22 protein-coding genes, 1 tRNA gene and 1 pseudogene are annotated in these 17344 nt (G+C 63.8%); 11 read left to right on the top strand and 13 right to left on the bottom strand.

Annotated elements, in window-relative coordinates; translation table 11 throughout:
- Positions 1–14: 14 nt before the first annotated feature.
- Positions 15–989 (bottom strand): magnesium and cobalt transport protein CorA, encoded by a 975-nt coding sequence (locus AC1Q5P_RS13155; RefSeq protein WP_427463863.1) that lies wholly within the window; start codon positions 987–989, stop codon positions 15–17.
- Between the two features lie 88 nt (positions 990–1077).
- Here AC1Q5P_RS13155 and AC1Q5P_RS13150 point away from each other — a divergent pair, with 88 nt between their 5' ends.
- The 7 genes from AC1Q5P_RS13150 to AC1Q5P_RS13120 all read left to right on the top strand — a co-directional run bounded on the left by AC1Q5P_RS13150 (position 1078) and on the right by AC1Q5P_RS13120 (position 7681).
- The gene (locus AC1Q5P_RS13150) at positions 1078–2601 is read left to right on the top strand and encodes a flavin-containing monooxygenase (protein WP_492519171.1); all 1524 of its coding nucleotides are present in this window, start codon (positions 1078–1080) and stop codon (positions 2599–2601) included.
- Positions 2602–2641: 40 nt separating this feature from the next.
- Positions 2642–3403, top strand: coding sequence for a competence/damage-inducible protein A (locus tag AC1Q5P_RS13145; RefSeq protein ID WP_492519170.1), 762 nt, complete (start codon positions 2642–2644; stop codon positions 3401–3403).
- A gap of 4 nt (positions 3404–3407) precedes the next feature.
- A complete protein-coding gene (locus AC1Q5P_RS13140; RefSeq protein WP_193827084.1) occupies positions 3408–4112 on the top strand; it encodes a peptidylprolyl isomerase in 705 nt (234 codons plus the stop codon).
- A complete protein-coding gene (locus AC1Q5P_RS13135; protein ID WP_492519169.1) occupies positions 4093–4641 on the top strand; it encodes a hypothetical protein in 549 nt (182 codons plus the stop codon). Before AC1Q5P_RS13140 ends, AC1Q5P_RS13135 begins: the two co-directional genes overlap by 20 nt.
- 73 nt (positions 4642–4714) lie before the next feature.
- Positions 4715–6205: a sensor histidine kinase gene (locus tag AC1Q5P_RS13130; protein ID WP_492519168.1), complete on the top strand. Its 1491-nt coding sequence runs from the start codon at positions 4715–4717 to the stop codon at positions 6203–6205.
- Positions 6198–6644, top strand: coding sequence for a response regulator (locus tag AC1Q5P_RS13125; RefSeq protein WP_039331857.1), 447 nt, complete (start codon positions 6198–6200; stop codon positions 6642–6644). Before AC1Q5P_RS13130 ends, AC1Q5P_RS13125 begins: the two co-directional genes overlap by 8 nt.
- Positions 6641–7681 carry a sensor histidine kinase gene (locus AC1Q5P_RS13120; RefSeq protein WP_193827087.1) on the top strand — a complete coding sequence of 347 codons (1041 nt, stop codon included), beginning with the start codon at positions 6641–6643 and terminating at the stop codon, positions 7679–7681. Before AC1Q5P_RS13125 ends, AC1Q5P_RS13120 begins: the two co-directional genes overlap by 4 nt.
- On the opposite strand, the gene AC1Q5P_RS13115 is transcribed toward AC1Q5P_RS13120, so the two are convergent.
- The 6 genes from AC1Q5P_RS13115 to AC1Q5P_RS13090 all read right to left on the bottom strand — a co-directional run bounded on the left by AC1Q5P_RS13115 (position 7656) and on the right by AC1Q5P_RS13090 (position 10332).
- Positions 7656–7844 carry a hypothetical protein gene (locus tag AC1Q5P_RS13115; protein WP_039331855.1) on the bottom strand — a complete coding sequence of 63 codons (189 nt, stop codon included), beginning with the start codon at positions 7842–7844 and terminating at the stop codon, positions 7656–7658. The two genes, AC1Q5P_RS13120 and AC1Q5P_RS13115, sit on opposite strands and share 26 nt — an antisense overlap.
- 119 nt (positions 7845–7963) lie before the next feature.
- A complete protein-coding gene (gene rplA / locus AC1Q5P_RS13110) occupies positions 7964–8665 on the bottom strand; it encodes a 50S ribosomal protein L1 (RefSeq protein WP_039331853.1) in 702 nt (233 codons plus the stop codon).
- Positions 8666–8669: 4 nt separating this feature from the next.
- Complete coding sequence (gene rplK, locus AC1Q5P_RS13105; RefSeq protein ID WP_039331852.1) at positions 8670–9101, bottom strand: 50S ribosomal protein L11; 432 nt, start codon at positions 9099–9101, stop codon at positions 8670–8672.
- Between the two features lie 162 nt (positions 9102–9263).
- Positions 9264–9803 carry a transcription termination/antitermination protein NusG gene (gene nusG / locus AC1Q5P_RS13100; protein WP_039331850.1) on the bottom strand — a complete coding sequence of 180 codons (540 nt, stop codon included), beginning with the start codon at positions 9801–9803 and terminating at the stop codon, positions 9264–9266.
- Between the two features lie 26 nt (positions 9804–9829).
- Complete coding sequence (gene secE / locus AC1Q5P_RS13095; RefSeq protein ID WP_039331848.1) at positions 9830–10024, bottom strand: preprotein translocase subunit SecE; 195 nt, start codon at positions 10022–10024, stop codon at positions 9830–9832.
- Between the two features lie 128 nt (positions 10025–10152).
- Positions 10153–10332, bottom strand: coding sequence for a hypothetical protein (locus tag AC1Q5P_RS13090; RefSeq protein WP_193827088.1), 180 nt, complete (start codon positions 10330–10332; stop codon positions 10153–10155).
- Between AC1Q5P_RS13090 and AC1Q5P_RS13085 the strand changes: the two genes are divergently transcribed.
- A complete protein-coding gene (locus tag AC1Q5P_RS13085; protein ID WP_492476814.1) occupies positions 10331–10888 on the top strand; it encodes a hypothetical protein in 558 nt (185 codons plus the stop codon). The genes AC1Q5P_RS13090 and AC1Q5P_RS13085 overlap by 2 nt on opposite strands.
- 324 nt (positions 10889–11212) lie before the next feature.
- Here AC1Q5P_RS13085 and AC1Q5P_RS13080 read toward each other — a convergent pair.
- Positions 11213–11288 (bottom strand) — tRNA-Trp (locus AC1Q5P_RS13080).
- Between the two features lie 69 nt (positions 11289–11357).
- Between AC1Q5P_RS13080 and aat the strand changes: the two genes are divergently transcribed.
- Positions 11358–12146 carry a leucyl/phenylalanyl-tRNA--protein transferase gene (gene aat, locus AC1Q5P_RS13075; RefSeq protein WP_082013268.1) on the top strand — a complete coding sequence of 263 codons (789 nt, stop codon included), beginning with the start codon at positions 11358–11360 and terminating at the stop codon, positions 12144–12146.
- A 35-nt stretch (positions 12147–12181) separates the two neighbouring features.
- On the opposite strand, the pseudogene AC1Q5P_RS13070 reads toward aat, so the two are convergent.
- The 4 genes and pseudogenes from AC1Q5P_RS13070 to AC1Q5P_RS13055 form a co-directional block, all read right to left on the bottom strand.
- Positions 12182–12574: pseudogene (locus tag AC1Q5P_RS13070) on the bottom strand (DUF2155 domain-containing protein); the annotation flags it as partial.
- A gap of 23 nt (positions 12575–12597) precedes the next feature.
- A complete protein-coding gene (locus AC1Q5P_RS13065) occupies positions 12598–13011 on the bottom strand; it encodes an NADH:ubiquinone oxidoreductase subunit NDUFA12 (protein WP_039331838.1) in 414 nt (137 codons plus the stop codon).
- Between the two features lie 80 nt (positions 13012–13091).
- The gene (locus AC1Q5P_RS13060; protein WP_492519167.1) at positions 13092–13589 is read right to left on the bottom strand and encodes a DUF192 domain-containing protein; all 498 of its coding nucleotides are present in this window, start codon (positions 13587–13589) and stop codon (positions 13092–13094) included.
- Positions 13573–14145: a regulatory protein RecX gene (locus AC1Q5P_RS13055; protein WP_492519166.1), complete on the bottom strand. Its 573-nt coding sequence runs from the start codon at positions 14143–14145 to the stop codon at positions 13573–13575. Before AC1Q5P_RS13055 ends, AC1Q5P_RS13060 begins: the two co-directional genes overlap by 17 nt.
- Positions 14146–14308: 163 nt before the next feature.
- On the opposite strand from AC1Q5P_RS13055, the gene AC1Q5P_RS13050 reads away from it, so the two are divergent.
- The gene (locus AC1Q5P_RS13050; RefSeq protein WP_492519165.1) at positions 14309–16066 is read left to right on the top strand and encodes a fatty acyl-AMP ligase; all 1758 of its coding nucleotides are present in this window, start codon (positions 14309–14311) and stop codon (positions 16064–16066) included.
- 92 nt (positions 16067–16158) lie between these two features.
- Positions 16159–16428 carry a hypothetical protein gene (locus tag AC1Q5P_RS13045; protein WP_193827092.1) on the top strand — a complete coding sequence of 90 codons (270 nt, stop codon included), beginning with the start codon at positions 16159–16161 and terminating at the stop codon, positions 16426–16428.
- Here the strand turns inward: AC1Q5P_RS13045 and AC1Q5P_RS13040 are convergent.
- Positions 16425–17303, bottom strand: coding sequence for a hypothetical protein (locus AC1Q5P_RS13040; protein WP_039331828.1), 879 nt, complete (start codon positions 17301–17303; stop codon positions 16425–16427). The genes AC1Q5P_RS13045 and AC1Q5P_RS13040 overlap by 4 nt on opposite strands.
- Positions 17304–17344: the final 41 nt, after the last annotated feature.

Raw genomic sequence — 17344 nt, 5'->3', positions numbered from 1 at the left:
GATTGTCCACACGATCAGAGCCAGCCGATCCGCCTGAAGCGCAACCACAGGCCCCCGCAGACGGTGATGATGACCCCCCAAACCGCAAAGTAGCCATAATGCCACTTCAGCTCGGGCAGGTATTCGAAGTTCATGCCATAGATGCCGGCAATGGCGGTGGGCACGGCGAGGATGGCGGCCCAGGCAGCTAGCTGACGGGTCATCTCTCCCTGCCGGTGCTGTTCAAGCAGGCTGGCGGTTTCGACAATCGCCGCGAGCGTTTCCTTGAGCCCGCGCATCCGCGCCATCGCCCGGCGGACATGATCCAGCACGTCGCGGAACCAGATCCGCGCAGTGGGATCGATGCAGGGAAGATCAGCCACGACCAGGCGTTCGCAAACCTCCTCCATCGGACCGATCACCCTTTCGAAACGACGCAGCTGGCGGCGCAGACGAAAGATGCGGCGGATGACGGACTGCTCCGGAAACACGTCGATGGCCGCCTCTTCCATCTCCTGCGCGATCTCCTCGAGGCGTTCGAGCAGCGGCAGGTAGCCATCGACGATGAAATCGAGCACGGCATGGAGAATGTAATCCGGTCCTTCAGAAAGCCTGTCGCCTTGTGCCTCGATCTCGGCCCGCAGGGACAGGTGGGGCCGCGTGCTGCCGAAGCGCACGGTGATGAGGAAATGGGGGCCGACGAAGAATGCTGTCTGGCCATAGCCGATCTCCTCGCCCTCCCTCAGCTCGGCGGTGCGGGCGACGACGAACAGCGTCCGGCCATAGACCTCGACCTTGGGCAGCTGGCGGGGATTGAGGGCATCCTCCACGGCCAACGAGTGCAGGCCATACTGGCGGCGCACGAGATCCATCTCGGCCACGTCAGGCTCGCACAGGCCGATCCAGTCAAAGGTGTGGGGCGCAAGGTCGGGTACGCACTCGCCGGTCAGTGCAAGGGCTTCATCGTGAGCGGTGCCATTGCTGTAGCGGCGGGCGGCGATAACGGTCATGTCGACATGAGTGGCAAAGTCGGGCGCCACTGGCAATCGCGCGCAAGTGTGCTAACATCGCTGTAAATAGAAGCGATGGAGAGAGACAGTGGGTGCAGAGCAGTCCACCTTTACGGCCAGCAAGCCGGATACTGACGTGCTGATCGTCGGGGCCGGAATCTCCGGTATCGGCATGGCAGCACACATGAAAATGCTCTGCCCCGACCGCTCGTTCGCCATAGTCGAGCGCCGGTCACAGATCGGAGGCACCTGGGACCTGTTCCGCTATCCCGGCGTGCGTTCCGATTCGGACATGCACACGCTGGGCTTCGTGTTCGAACCCTGGAAGCACGAGAAGTCGATTGCCGACGGGCCTTCCATCCTCGACTACCTCAACCGGATTGCCGACGAACGCGACATCCGCCGCCATATCCGCTTCGACAGCAAGGTGGTCAGCGCCGATTTTGACAGTGCCGCCGGTTATTGGGTGGTGACCCTTGAAGGCAAGGATGGGCAGCGCAGCCGGGTGACGGCGGGCTGGCTCTATCTCGGATCCGGCTATTACGATTACGACAAGCCTTACGAAGCACATTTCGACGGGCGCGAGGACTTCAAGGGTGAGATCGTCCACCCGCAGTTCTGGCCGGAGAACCTCGATTACACGGGCAAGCAGGTTGTAGTCATCGGATCGGGCGCGACCGCAGTGACGATCGTGCCGTCGATGGCCGACAAGGCCGCGCACGTCACGATGCTGCAACGCACGCCGACGTGGTACGTCACCCGGCCGGCCAAGGACGCGATCGCCAACTTCCTGCGCAAGTTCCTGCCGGAGGAGACCGCGTACCGGATCACCCGCTTCAAGAACGTCAAGCTGCAGAACCTGTTTTTCAAGCGGGCACGCACCCGGCCGGACAAGGTCGCCGCGTTCCTGACCAAGCGGCTGAAGTCCCTTCTGGGCGACAAATACGACGAAAAAGCCTTCACGCCGCCGTACAATCCGTGGGAGCAGCGACTGTGCCTGGTGCCCGACGCCGACCTGTTCGAGGCCATCAAGGCGGGCAAGGCCAGCGTCGTGACCGACCGGATCGAGCGCTTCGATGCGACCGGCATCCAGCTGCAATCCGGCAAGCATCTCGATGCCGACGTGATCGTGACAGCCACCGGCCTGAAGATGGTAATGGCCGGCAAGATCGCGATCAGCGTGGACGGCCTGCCGGTCGATTTCGCCGACCGCTATTACTACAAGGGCGCGATGTTCTCGAACGTGCCGAACCTAGCGGCGGTCTTTGGCTATCTCAACGCCTCGTGGACGCTGCGGGCCGACATCAACGCGCGCTACATCTGTGACGTGCTCAACACGATGAAATCGCGCGGGATGGAAGTGGCCGTTCCGAAACTGGCGCCCAACCACCATCTGGACGAGGACAACATCTACGACTTCTCCTCGGGCTATATCGAACGGGCCCGCCATCTCCTGCCCAAGTCGGCAAGCGACATGCGCTGGCGACTGAACCAGGACTACGTGCGGGACGTGACGTGGATGCGCGATGACCCGATCGAGGATGGCGTGCTGCAGTTCAGCCATCCCCGCCCCGCAACCGCGCACAAGGCGCACATGGCGGCAGCGGAATAAGCGCTTTTGCGGGACGTCCCGTTGCGATACCACACCCGCGATGACTGACGAATCCCGCATCTGGACCGCCGCGCTGATTGTCGTGGGTGACGAAATCCTGTCCGGCCGCACGCAGGACAAGAACATCGCCCAGGTGGCGACCTGGCTTGGCGTCCAGGGCATACGCCTGCGCGAGGTGCGTGTCGTGCCAGACGACATGGTGGCCATCATCGAAGCGGTCAATGCCCTGCGCGCCCGCAACGACTACCTCTTCACCACCGGCGGCATCGGCCCCACGCACGACGACATCACGGTTGACGCAGTAGCGGCGGCGCTGGGCGTGGACGTAGTGATTCACCCCAAGGCCCGGGCGATTCTGGAAAGCTACTACGCCACGCGCGGTGGCCTGAATGATGCGCGCCTGCGCATGGCGCGCGTGCCGGCCGGCGCGGACCTGATCGAGAACCGCGTTTCCGGCGCCCCCGGCATCCGCATCGGCAACGTTTTCCTGATGGCAGGTGTGCCGGGCATAACCGCACAGATGCTCGATGGCCTGACCGGTCAACTCGAAGGTGGGTTGCCCTTGCTCTCGACAACAGTCGGCTGCTGGGTGGCAGAAAGCGAGATCGCCGACCTTCTGCGCGAGACGGAAAAGGCGTTCGATGGTGTGCAGATCGGCAGTTACCCGTTCTTCCGGGAAGGCAAGACCGGGGCGAATTTCGTGATCCGCTCGGTCAGCGAGACGACGCTCAAGGCCTGCGCCCATGCGCTGGAAGAGGGGCTGGCCGCAATCGGCCGTTTCCCCGTTGCGGGGGGAATCTGAAGCCGTGCTGACCCGTCGCCTTGCCGTGCTGGCACCGATCGCCTTTGCCCTCGTTGCCGCCGCGCCGATAAAGAAGCGCGCGCCCGCGCCGCGCGCAGCAGCGCCAGCCTATCCCGCGCCGTCGACTGCTCCCCTGCCCGACACGGTCCGGGTCGCGCTGGAGACCGAGGCCGGGCGAATTGTCGTCGAGGTCGACGTCAAGCATGCGCCCGCGACGGCGACTAACTTCGTCCGATATGCCGAGACGAAGCGCCTTGATGGCACGGTCTTCTACCGCGCGATGCATCTCAACTGGGGCGAGCAGCCGAACGGTCTCATCCAGGCCGGAACGCGCGGCGACCCCAGGCGCAACCTGCCGCCTGTCGCGCATGAGCCGACAAACGTGACCGGCATCCTGCACAAGGCCGGCACGCTTTCGATGGCGCGCTATGCACCGGGCACGGCAACCGGCGACTTTTCGATCATGGTATCGGACCAGCCGGGCCTCGATGCCCAGCCGGACTCGACCGATCCCGAGGCCAAGGCAGGATATGCCGCGTTCGGTCAGGTTGTCGAAGGCATGGAAGTGGTCAAGGCCATCTTCGCTGCACCGATCTCGGAGACCGAGGGCGAAGGGATCATGCGGGGGCAGATCCTGGCAAAGCCGGTGAAGATTCTCTCGGCCCGGCGCGTGGCCGTTGCTGCGCCCGATGCTCCGCCCGCACCTTGATGGGATGCTGCTGGCACTGCTGCTGCCAGCGCTGGCGGGATGCTCCGCGACCCTGACCGATTTCGAGCGCACGCTTGCCGCCGATGACAGCGCGACGGCGGCGTTGGGCCAGTGGTGTGAAAGGCGGGGGCTTGCCCAGCCCCCGGTGATCCGGGCCATCTCCGATCCCGCCGCCGCACCGGTCTCCCTCGCAGTCCGCCAGAGCCTCGAGATTTCCTCCGACGAGCCGGTGGCATACCGCCATGTGCGATTGGTCTGCGGGAACCGCACGCTCTCGGTAGCGCACAACTGGTATGTCCCGTCACGCCTGACGCCCGAGATGAACCGCGCGCTGGCCACGACCGACACGCCCTTCGGGAAAGTCGTTGCGCCGCTCCGCTTCCAGCGGGAGCGTCTGGCACAGCGGCGCGGGGCGATGGAGCAGTGCCCGCAGGGGACAGTCCTTTCGCACCGGGCCCGGCTGCGCACGGCTGAGGGCCAAGTGATCAGCCTGGTCGCCGAGTGCTATACAACCGAAAACATCCGGTAACATTTCTTTACACAGAGCGGGAACGCAATGGCGGCTTGAGGAGTTCCTGCGTCGACGGGAGTGCTACCTTACGATGCCGACGACGCCGACTTACGCTTTCTCGCGCGATGCGGGGAACAACCGGCTTATCCTGCTGCTGCTCGCGATCGGCTTCGCAGCCGTCGTCGCGGCGGTTGCCGCCGTGGTCATCGTGCAGCGGCAGGCCGAGCGCGATGCCTATTGGGTAGAGCACACGCTTGACGTGGAAGCGTCGCTAAATCGCTTCGTCCGCCACGCCGAGCGGACCGAGACAGCGCGGCGCGGGATCATCATCGCGCCGACCGAAACAAACTTCATCACGATTGCCGAGAAGGCCATCGCCGATGCCAGCAACGAGCTGACCACGCTCGAAACGCTGGTGAAGGACAACAGCTCCCAAGTCCGGTCGGTGGCTGGCCTGCGCAAGGCCTTTGACGGATACGCCGAACAGGCACGCACCACCGAGGCGGAGGCCAAGCTCGGCATTCTCAAGGTGGATTCGCTTGACCGCGACAGCACCGTTGCGGCCATTCGCCACATTCGCACTTATGCCGACGAGATGCTGGTGCGCGAGGACAAGCTCCTGCGCGAACGGAACCTCGCGCAGGACAGCACGCGCACCCTGCTTTCGGCCATGTTGGCGCTTTGTGCCGCCCTGGTCATCGGCGTTGCGATAGCCGCCATCCAGATCATCCGCCGCAACATCGCCGAAATCGACGGCAAGCGCCGCGAACTCCATTTGCTCAATCAGGAACTGGAAACGCTCGTCGACGAGCGCACGGCCGAATTGCAGCGCGCCAATGCCGAGATCCAGCGCTTCGCCTACATCGTCAGCCATGACCTGCGCTCGCCTCTGGTCAATGTCATGGGCTTTACCGCAGAGCTTGATGCAGCACGCAAGGTTATCGGCGAACACGTGCTGAAGGATGGCGAGGAAGTGCCGCAGCAGGTGCGTCTGGCGGTGGAGGAGGACCTGCCCGAATCCATCGGCTTCATCCGGTCGTCCACGCAGAAGATGGACCGCCTGATCAACGCGATCCTGCGCCTTTCGCGCGAGGGCCGCCGCACGCTCTCCCCGGCGCACGTTGCGATTGCCGATGTGGTGCAATCCATTATCGAGTCCCTCCAGCACCGGATCGACGAAACCGAAACGCGCGTGGAACTGGGTGAACTGCCCGTAGTCGAGACCGACCGGCTGGCGATCGAACAGATCCTGTCGAACCTGATCGAGAATGCGCTGAAGTACCTGCAACCGGGCCGCCCCGGCGAGATTCGCATTGCGGGCAGCACATCCCACGGCCGCGCGATCATAACGGTGACGGACAACGGCCGTGGCATATCCGCCCGTGACCACGATCGCATCTTCGATCTCTTCCGCCGGTCGGGCATGCAGGACCAGCCGGGCGAAGGCATCGGGCTCGCCCACGTGCGCGCGCTGGCCTATCGCCTTGGAGGGCTCGTCGAAGTATCATCCGAGGAAGGACAGGGTTCGACCTTCACGGTCAGCCTGCCGCTCAAGTTTCAATCCGGAGTAGCCGATGCCTGATCAACTCGCCGTCAACATCGTCATGGTCGAGGATGACGAAGGCCATGCCCGTCTGATCGAGAAGAACATCCGGCGCGCCGGTATCTCGAACACCATCCATCATTTCACCGATGGCACCAGCGCGCTCGACTATCTGTGGAACGATCCGCACGGCCCGGCACACAACGGCCCGGCCCTTGTCCTGCTGGACCTCAACCTGCCGGACATGAGCGGGATCGACATCCTGTCCAAGATCAAGAGCGATCCGCATCTGCGGCGCACGCCGGTTGTGGTGCTCACCACGACCGACGACAAGGTGGAGATTCAGCGTTGCTACGACATGGGCTGCAACGTCTATATCACCAAGCCGGTCAACTACGAGAACTTCGCCGAGGCGATCCGCCAGCTCGGCCTGTTCCTCTCGGTCATCCAGGTGCCGGACGCCGAGGAGGCCCATTGAGCGCGGATCCCGTCCGCCTCCTTTATATCGACGACGATCCGGCGCTGCGCCGGCTGGTACAACGTCGCCTTGGCACGCTGGGCTTCGAGATCACGCTCGCGGCCGACGGGCACGAGGGCCTTGCCACGGCGCAGGGCGAAGAGTTCGACGTTATCGCGGTGGATCATCACATGCCGGGCATGGATGGCTTGCAGACGCTGGAGCGACTGCTCGCCCTGCCCTCCTGCCCTCCGGTCGTCTACGTCACCGGGGCCGATGATGGCCGTCTTGCCGCCGCCGCGCTGCGTGCCGGTGCCGAAGACTATGTCGTCAAGACGATCGGCGAGGACTTCATCGAGCTGCTGCGCTCGGCCTTCTCGCAATCGCTCGAAAGGGTACGCCTGCGCCGCGCCAAGGAACAGGCCGAGCGCGACCTGATTGCCAGCAACGAGCGGCTCGCCGCGCTCCTGCGCGAGGTCAACCATCGCGTGGCCAACAACCTGCAGATGACGATGAGCTTCATCAACATGCAGGCTTCGGTCCTGCCCGAAGGCGAGGCGCGCAACGCGCTGCTGGCCTCGCAACAGCGCATTGGCGCCATCGCGCACGTCAACCGCCACCTCTATGCTACCGGCAATGTCGAGAGCGTGGCGCTGGACGAATATCTCGCCAACCTCGCCCGCGATCTGACCGAGACCTGGACGTCGCCGCATGCGCCGCGCAATGTCGTGGCCAGGACCGAACCGATGGAATTGCAGACCGACAAGGCAGTCACCCTGGGCATCATCATCTGCGAGCTGGTGGCAAATGCCTGCAAGTACGCCTACGGCGCCGATTGCGCCGGCGAAGTGCGGATCATCCTGTCAACCGGCGCGGCCGGCCACGTTCGCCTGACCGTGGAAGATGATGGCGCAGGGTTTGGCGAGAACGCCGAAACCAAGGGTACCGGCCTTGGGCAGCGCCTGGTCAAGGCCATGGCGCGCGGACTTGGCGCCTCGATCTGCGCCCAGAGTGCCAACCCTGGCTTTCGGGTCAGCCTCGAGTTCGATCCGGGCTGACCGTCCAGTCGCCAACCGCGCCTTCCATGGCGGCATCGGCATAGGCTTCGAGTTCACGCCAGTGGCGATCCCAGCCGGGCCCGCGCTTTTCGGGCGGAATGATCGCCTCCACCTGCAGGCGGGCGACGGTGACCGGGTTCTGGGCGATTTCGGGATCGGGCATCCGCCGCTCCTAGACGAGTGACGCCGACAGAAAAAGGGCCGGAGAGGTATCCCTCCCCGGCCTTCTTTTTCTGGTGCATCAGTGCACGAGGTCCCCGCGTTCGCGGGGACGCAGCATGATCAGCCGCCGTGAACCTGGGCAACGTCGATCTTGAGGCCGGGGCCCATCGACGAGGACAGGCCGACCTTGCGCAGGTACTTGCCCTTGGCGCCAGCAGGCTTCGCCTTGACGATCGCATCGACGAATGCGTCGAAGTTCGCGCGCAGCGCTTCGTCCGAGAACGAGAGCTTGCCGATGCCGCCATGGATGATGCCGGCCTTTTCGACGCGGAATTCGATCTGACCGCTCTTGGCAGCCTTGACCGCATCAGCGACGTTCGGCGTGACGGTGCCGAGCTTCGGGTTCGGCATCAGGCCCTTGGGACCCAGCACCTTGCCGAGGCGGCCGACGATGCCCATCATGTCGGGCGTCGCGATCACGCGGCCATAGTCGAGGTTCCCGTTCTGCATGTCCTCGAGCAGGTCTTCGGCACCGACCTTGTCGGCACCGGCGGCCAGCGCGGCTTCAGCCTTGTCGCCACGGGCGAACACGGCAACCTTGACGTCCTTGCCGGTGCCCGAGGGCAGCGTGACCATGCCGCGGACCATCTGGTCGGCGTGGCGCGGATCGACGCCGAGGTTCAGCGAGACTTCAAGGCTCTCGTCGAACTTGGCGGACTTCAGGTCCTTGAGCAGCGCGATGGCTTCATCGACTGCGTAAAGCTTCTGGTTGTCGCCCAGCTTGGTGGCAAGGGCCTTCTGCTTCTTGGTCTGCTTGGCCATGGAATCAGCCCTCCACCACGGTGAGGCCCATCGCGCGCGCGGAGCCTTCGATGATCTTCGTTGCGGCGTCGATGTCGTTCGCGTTCAGGTCCTTCATCTTGGCCTGGGCGATTTCCGCCAGCTGCGAACGCTTGATCGAACCGGCCGAAGCCTTGCCCGGGGTCTTCGAACCCGACTTGATGCCAGCGGCCTTCTTGATGAAGAAGGTTGCGGGCGGGGTCTTGGTCACGAAGGTGAACGAGCGATCCGCATAGACCGTGATCACGGTCGGCAGCGGGGTGCCCTTTTCGACTTCCTGCGTGGCAGCGTTGAACTGCTTGCAGAATTCCATGATGTTGACGCCGCGCTGACCCAGCGCAGGACCGATCGGCGGAGCAGGCTTTGCTTCACCGGCTGCAACCTGCAGCTTGATATAGCCTTCAATCTTCTTGGCCACGATGGCCTCCTTTCTTCCTGTCGGCCCGCCCGATGGAGCGAAGCCTCAGAGTGAGCGGTCAAACGCTCCGAAACCGGAACTCCCGCACGGAATCACTGCCCTTTCAGGCAGCGAAGCGCGGGCCGATAAGGCTATCGGCCCGCAAATGCAAGCTCTGGTGCTTTAGCCGCGAACGAGTTCGACTTCCTCGAAGCCCAGTTCCACCGGCGTCGCACGCCCGAAGATCGAGACCGAGACCTTCACGCGGCTCTTGTCGAAGTCCAGTTCCTCGACCACGCCGTTGAACGAGGCAAAAGGCCCCGCGTTGACCTTGACCTGATCGCCGATCTCGTAATCGACCGAGACGTTCTTGCGCGGTTCGGCGGCGGCCTGCTCGCGCGCACCGAAGTAACGGGCGGCTTCCTTGTCGGAAATCGGCTGCGGCTTGTTGTTGGTGCCGAGGAAGCCGGTCACCTTCGGGGTGTTCTTGACGAGGTGGTAGATGTCGTCGTTCATCGCCAGCTTGGCGAGCACGTAGCCCGGCATGAACTTGCGTTCGACCTGGACCTTCTTGCCGCGCTTTACCTCGGTGACCGTCTCGGTCGGCACTTCGACCGCTTCGACCAGCTGCGAAAGGCCGATACGCTCGGCTTCGGAGATGATCGCTTCCTTCACCTTGTTCTCGAAACCGGAATAGGCGTGAATGATGTACCAGCGGGCCATATCGTTTCTCTTGGTCCTTTAGGTGATCAGGCGAGCGAGAGCAGGAAGCGGACGACCGCGCTGAACAGCGAGTCGATGCCGAGGAAGAACACTGCGAGGATCAGCATCATGATGCCGACGAAGATCGCGGTGGTAGTGGTTTCCTGGCGGGTCGGCCAGACAACCTTGCGTGCTTCGGCCTTCACCTGATTGAAGAACTCGCCGGGGCTGGTCTTGGCCATTGCTCTGGTGCCTTGCTTGCTGCGGCCGGAGCCGCGTGGAATTTCGTTTCTTCCGGCTAGGGGTCATCGCCGCCCCGGACAAGTCCGGGAGGGGCTGGCGATTTTCCGATGTCGGAAGTTCCGTTCATTTAGTCCGCGCCGGGCCGGTTGGCAAGGGTGGCAATGGGGCCGCCATGGAGGACAAACGGGATGGCCCGCTCCCTGCCCCCGGCAATCCGAGCCATCGGCAGGAACGCAGCTGACGGCGCACCGTTGAACGCCTGCACGAAAACGGGGGCGCGAAATGGGGCGAAAGGAACGAGAACCATGAAAAAGATCATTCTCCCGCTAGTGGCCCTTGCCATGGCCGGGACTGCGCAGGCCCAGAGCGGCCAGGCCAAGGCTGAAGGCTCCTCCAATGCCGGCGCGCAGGTTTCGACGGGCAATGGCGCAGTCAATGCCAATACCGGTGTGGGCGCCGAAGTGAGCACGTCCGCCACCGCGCAGCGCGACTCAGCCACCAAGGGCTTGGGTGGAGAGGTTTCCACTACAGCCCGTACCCGCAACGAGGCTCGCGCAGACACGAGGGCGGTGGACCGGGCAGAACGCAAGGCCACGGCGACGGCCGAGCGCACCAAGCGCAAGGCCGAAGCTACGGCGGAGCAAACCAGGCGCTCGGCCGAGAGGACGACTGGTCGGTTGAAGGATCGTACCACCGACACTCTCGATGACGTGGCAACGTCTGGCGCGGTCGATGCCGCAGTCTCCGGCCGTGGATCCCTCGGTGGCAGCCTCGGTCAGACCGGAGCCGGCGCTGCCGGGTCGCTCCAGGGCGGCGTGACGGGAACCGCGGGCGGTGCGCTGGGCGGCCTTCATCGCAGGTAAGCACCAGCCTCAAACCGGCATGAAGAGGGCGGGCCGCAGACGGCTCGCCCTTTTTCGTGCCGGTTTCGTCGGCTCACCGGACTTTGACGCTGGCGTTGCGCAGTCGCGATGCTAGCATCCTGTCACTCTCAAGCGAACCAGACGCATGAGACGACTGGGGGCGGGCGCTTAAAGGCGTACCGCCTCTTTTTTGCCTAGGCATTGCGCCTAATTCGATTGCGTGACCATCGGCACGACGAATCCTGCGCAGCGGCAAAAAAGCTGCTGGCGGATTGCGCTGTCTTCAAGGTGATTCGCGGCGCCAAACCTCGCCTTGGTGGCGAGTGGCAGGAGTGGAGGGACTCGAACCCACGGCCCTCGGTTTTGGAGACCGATGCTCTACCAACTGAGCTACACTCCTGTGCTCTGAGCGGCCCCTTAAAGACTTGACGGCGGGAGCGCAACCGACCGAAACACATTATTGAAGATTATGGCCCGCAACGATCCCCACGCCATCCCGCCCGAGCTCCTGCTCAAGGCCTATCGCGCCGGGATTTTCCCGATGGCCGACAGCCGGGATGATCCCGAAGTCTTCTGGGTGGAGCCGCGGATGCGGGCGATTCTGCCGCTGGAGGGCTTTCATCTTTCCAAATCCCTGGCCCGCACATTGCGCCGGGGCAAATTCACCGTCACCTGCAACGCCGCTTTCGAAGCCGTGATCGACGCCTGCGCTGCGCCCCGCCCCGGTGCCGAGGAAAGCTGGATCAGCGCGCGGATTCGCGAAAGCTACATCGGGCTTCACGAACATGGTCATGCCCATTCCATCGAATGCTGGAACGAGGGGCGGCTGGTCGGCGGACTTTATGGCGTGGGATTCGCGCGCGTGTTCTGTGGCGAATCGATGTTCAGCCGCCAGACCGATGCATCCAAGGTCGCTCTGGCCTGGTTGGTCGCGTCGCTGCGCACGGTGGGCGCGGAATTGCTCGACTGCCAGTTCACCACGACCCACCTGGCGTCTCTGGGCGCAATCGAGATTCCGCAGAGCCAGTACCTGCAACTGCTGTCACAGGCGCAGCGGCCCTATTCTTCGGCTGAAGTGGCTGCAGGTCGCGCGCTTGCCGAAGCGGTCGGTGATGGACTGGTCGCGGGCTTCGGCCCGGGATTGGGGGATGCCGCCGCGCTGGCGTTGCCGCTGGGCTTTGCCGCATTGCGCGCGGAAGCGACCGGCTCTTCCTCGCCGGGGAAGGTCATCGCACAGTCCTTGACCCAGACGTCATAGACAGGGTGTTCGACCACGCTCAACGACGGGGCGTTCCGGAACAACCAGCCTGAAAACACCTTGCGCCACGCCAGTGGCTGATCGGTGCTCGCCCGCTCCTCGACGAACAGCTGGACGAAGGCGCCGGTCTCGGGCGGGTCTTCCCAAGGCGCGGTCTTCTCGCAGGTGGCGAGCTTGACGATGGCATTGCCGATCCGCCGCGATTCGCCGCTCTTGAGGACAATGTCCTGCGTGATGTTGTTGCGCTTGTTGAGCAGGCCGAGGGTCGCCACGCGGTCCTTGATCGGCGTGCCGAATTCGCTTTCCACTGCGGCACCGGATGCGCTGGCAATCGCCGCACCTGTTTCCGTGGCCTCTGGCGGCGGAGCGGGAGCCTTCTCGCCGCAACCAGCAAGCGTCAGCAGACCCGCAAGTGCGAGTGAACGCATTGCCGGCGATGCGACAGATGGCATCAGGCTTCCGGAACCCAGGCTTCGTAATCACCGGTTGCGGCGGCGCGCTTGCCACCGCGCTCCAGCGCGCCCTGCGGACGATAGGCCTGCGAGGTCCCCGTGGCATTCGGCGTGAAGTCCGCTTCCCAGATACGCGGTGGCGGCAGGTTGCTTTCGGGCACGCCATCGAACGCCCCGTGCAGCCAGCCATGCCATTCCGAGGGAACCCGGCTGGCATCGTTGGCGCCATTGTAGATCACCCAGCGGCGTTCGCGCCCGGCAAAGGGGTGGCCCTTGGGATAGGGCTTCTTGGCGCGGAAATAGGTGTTCCCTTGCGCATCGGTGCCCACCTGCTCACCATTGAGTGCGCTGAACAGCATGGTGGTGACGGTGGCACCATTCCACCACGTGAAGATCTTGCCGAGGATGCTCATGCTACCTGCCTTGGATATCAGGGGGCGCTTAGCCGCTGATGGGGGGAGTCGGCAAGCGCGTTGATGCCGCTGCCCTCATCTTACCAGTCAACCTTGTCGCCCGGCTTGATGCCGAGCCTTGCGGCCAGCCCGCCATTGATTTCCAGCACCGCCAGCGTCGGCCCGTCCGCAGGGAGCGGGGTTTCGTCATAAGGTCTGGCATTGGCCGCGATGTTGATGATGCGGCGATCGAGACCGACGAAGATGATGTCGAGCGGAATCACCGTGTTGCGCATCCAGAACGAAGCAATATCCGGCGGATTGCGCAGGAAGATCATGCCCTCGTCATCGCCGATCTCGGTTCGGAACATCAGCCCCTTGGCCTGCTCGGCAGAGGTGCGTGCAACTTCCGACTTGAACACGTGGGCCCCGTTGCCGCTGGTCACCGTCACGGGCGTGATCTGGAGGCCCGAGACCGGATGAACCGCCGCTGCTGACGCCTGGGGCTGCGCCTTGGCCCCGGCGTCGGCCGCACCTGGCGAGCACCCTGCGATCATCGCAAGGGCAGAAAGAACGGCTAGTCTAGTCAGCTGCTTCATCGATCCACTCTTCCAGAGCTTCGGGGCTGGATGCATTCACCACCTCGCGCGCATAGGCAAGGGGGTGTCCGGCCCTGAGCATGGCTGCGACCTGCTTCTCGCGCAGGGCCGGGTCAAGCCCGCTGCCCCCGCCAAACGGGCCGAAGCGCCGCTTTCGCGCCATGACGAGTGCAGCCCGGCGTCGCTCCGCATCGGTGCCACGTGCCTCCTCGCGCAGCGGTTCGGCGATTCCCGCAGCGCCCAGCGCCTGCTCGATGCGCCGCGCCCCATAGCCTCGCCGCAGCAGGCTTTGCGCCTTGCCGCGGGCAAATCCGGCATCGTCGACATAGCCGAGTTCGACGAATCGGCTGACGATCGCGTGAAGATCGGCTTCGCCTTCCCCCTCCCAGCCCCGTTCGCGCAACTTGCGCTTCAGGTAGTCGGAAAGCTTGCCCGCGCTGGTGGCAAAGCGCGCGACATAGGCCAGCGCCATTTCGTCAAGCCGCGCGGCATCGAGCGGCCTTGGCGGTTTCCTTTCGCGGCGGTTGCCACGGCCATCAGGGGAATTGCGGTCCATCCGCCACATTCGTGCCACAGTCCCTGCTAAATGAGAACGTCCGTACCGTGGTGGCGTTGTTTTCGCGTCACGGACCAGTAATGGGCCGTTCGAGCTAATGGACCGTTCATCGGCGGGTCTGCACAGGCCCGCAGGACGAATGAAGAGAACATCGGGGTATCGCATGACTGTTTCGAACGCTGTCGCTGACAAGGCGATTCTCGTTCCCACGCCCAACATCGACGTGCAGCCACGTCGGTATGCGGACTTCGATACCTTCTGCGATGCGCTGGACTATGCCGCGAAGGGCGTGCTCGGATTCAACTTCCACGATCCGCGCGGCACGCTTTCGCGAGTCTATCCCTATTCCGAACTGCGCGAGGACGCGCTGGTGGCCGCCCGCCGCCTGATGGCGATGGGCGTCGTTCCCGGTGACCGCGTGGCACTGGTAGCAGAAACCGGTCCCGATTTCGCCGCGATCTTCTGCGGCGCGATGTATGCAGGCGCGTGGCCCGTCCCCCTGCCCCTGCCGACCAGCTTCGGCGGTAAGGAAAGCTATATCGACCAGCTCGCCGTCCAGCTTGCCAGTTCGGACCCGAAGATGCTGGTCTATCCCGGCGAGATTGCCGAAATGGCACGCGCCGCCGCCGCGCGTCAGGGCTGCGCCGGTCTTTCGTGGGACGAATTCCGTGCGGGCGATCAGTCCGACGCCGCCCTGCCCACGCCTGATCCTGACGCAATCAGCTACCTTCAGTATTCCAGCGGCTCGACGCGCTTTCCGCATGGCGTTGCCGTCACGCACCGCGCATTGCTGGCCAACCTCGCCGGCCATTCGCACGGCATGAAGATCGCCGATCCGGATCGTGCGGTTTCGTGGCTGCCGTGGTATCACGACATGGGTCTTGTCGGCTGCTTCCTTTCGCCGATCGCCAACAGCGTCTCGGTCGATTACCTCAAGACCGAGGACTTCGCCCGCCGTCCGCTGGCGTGGCTTGATCTCATCAGCCGCAACAAGGGCACGACGCTCTCCTATTCGCCCACCTTCGGCTACGACATCTGCGCCCGCCGCATCTCCAGCCAGACCCACGTGTCGGACCGTTTCGACCTGTCGCGCTGGCGCGTTGCCGGCAACGGGGCCGACATGATCCGCCCCGACGTGATGCAGAACTTCGTCAACGCCTTTGCCGAAGCCGGCTTCAAGGCCGAGGCCTTCCTGCCTAGCTATGGCCTTGCCGAGGCGACGCTGGCCGTCACCATAATGCCGCCGGGAGAAGGCATTCGCGTCGAGCTGGTCGAGGAAGAGCGCCTGTCGGGCACGCCGCGCGATCTTTCGCGCCCTGCCCGCTATCGCGCCATGGTCAATTGCGGCGTGCCCGTTCTTGGCATGGAGGTCGCGATCCGGGGCGAGAACGGCAACTCGCTTTCGCATCACCACATCGGCAAGGTCTGGTGCCGCGGCTCGTCGGTGATGCACTCCTATTTCCGCGACCCGGAAGCGACCGACGCCTGCATGGTCGATGGCTGGCTCGATACGGGCGACATGGGTTACGTCGATGAAAAGGGCTACCTGTTCATCGTCGGCCGCGCCAAGGACATGATCATCATCAACGGCAAGAACCACTGGCCGCAGGACATCGAATGGGCGGTGGAGCAGCTTCCCGGCTTCCACCAGGGCGACATCGCCGCGTTCTCGGTAGAGACCGAAAATGGCGAGGAAGCGCCCGCCGTGCTCGTGCATTGCCGCGTGTCCGACCCGGTCGAACGCGTCAAGCTGCGCGACCAGATCCGCGACAAGGTGCGTTCGATCACCGGCATGAACTGCGTGGTCGAACTTGTGCCGCCGCGCACGCTGCCGCGCACCAGTTCGGGCAAGCTCAGCCGCGCGAAGGCCAAGAAGCTCTACCTCGCGGGCGAGATCGCGCCATACCAGCTCGCCGCCTGACCGTTCCAATCCGAAACGAATGTCCGACTCAATAGCTTGACGAAATTGCCATCTTCCGATTCCATGTGTTGCGGGGAATTGGGAGAGGGTTTATGGCAACGGCAAACTCGCCGAGCGATGATACACCGCACGAGCTTTCGGGCGTTGTCGTTGGCTGGAAACATCGCGCTTTCGCACGCAATATCCATCTGACCGTACAATCGAGCAAGACCCCCCGGCCCACACCCGAGGCGATCGACACGCACCACCTGCTGATGACGCGCAACCAGGCCCTGCTGCTTGCCAATTACCTCATGCGTGTAACCGGCCAGCAGCTCCCGCCAAGGCGGCGGCGAACCCTGTGGCAGAGGTTGTTCGGTTAGGGAACGATGCTACCAGTCGCGATGCGCCACTGCCCATCACGAAACCGGTAGATGTTTGGCGAGATGCAACGCTGCTGTGCGGCGCAGTCCTCGGCGACGGTCTTCGAGAACCGCTGCAGGCCCTCTCCATCAGGCATCAGACCGACAAAGACGAAGCCATCCGACACGGCTGTGACAAACAGATCGGGACCAAGTTCCTCTGCCAGCGCGGCAAATCCGTCTCTCTGCACCAGCAAGCTGCCGAGATACTCGTACTCCTCGAACGCCACCGCATTTTCTCGGAGTTGAGCTACGGTTGGCAGCGGCGGAAGTCTCTCGGCAGTCTGCCGCTCGGCAATGCGCCACGCCTCTTCTTCCGAAAGCGAGAGTTTCTGCAACGCTTCGCGTCCGGCAAGGGCGATCGTGTCGGGTGAGTCAAGTACCAGAAACTCGTACAGATCCTCGCCGATCTGGCGCGCGAGAGCGTCGATTACCTTGGCACCGGAAACATCGCCACGCGATGGAGGGCTTTTCACATAGTCGTAATAGACCTTGTCTCGGACAGTAACCCGAAGATCGCTGATCTTGCCTTCAGGTGGCAGCAGTGCTGTCTTTCGTGCGAACTCCTCTTTGGCAACCTTGCAGTCGGCTTTCTCTGCGGACTGACAGAATGTCCAGATGCGGCCGATATTTACGATCCGGTCACTGTCCTCGCCGGGGAAATCAATGCGGAGCTCCTGCCAGTCATCTCCCGATGGCTTTACCTCGCCAGACGGATGAGCCTTGCCGACCAGGCGCACCATATCCTTGACGAAGGTGGCCTGCCTGTCTTCCGCGCACGCCCACGTGGGCAGGGCGATGAAGGCCGCAATTTGCAAGAGCTTCCGCAGGATCATGAAAACGCCTTAACGCAATGGAGCCCGCAGAGTGCCGATAC

This window comes from Novosphingobium sp. GW835-FHT14H07 (genome assembly GCF_058793515.1).
The sequence above is the reverse complement of the archived record's forward strand: the minus strand, read 5'-3'. Positions and strand labels throughout refer to the sequence as shown.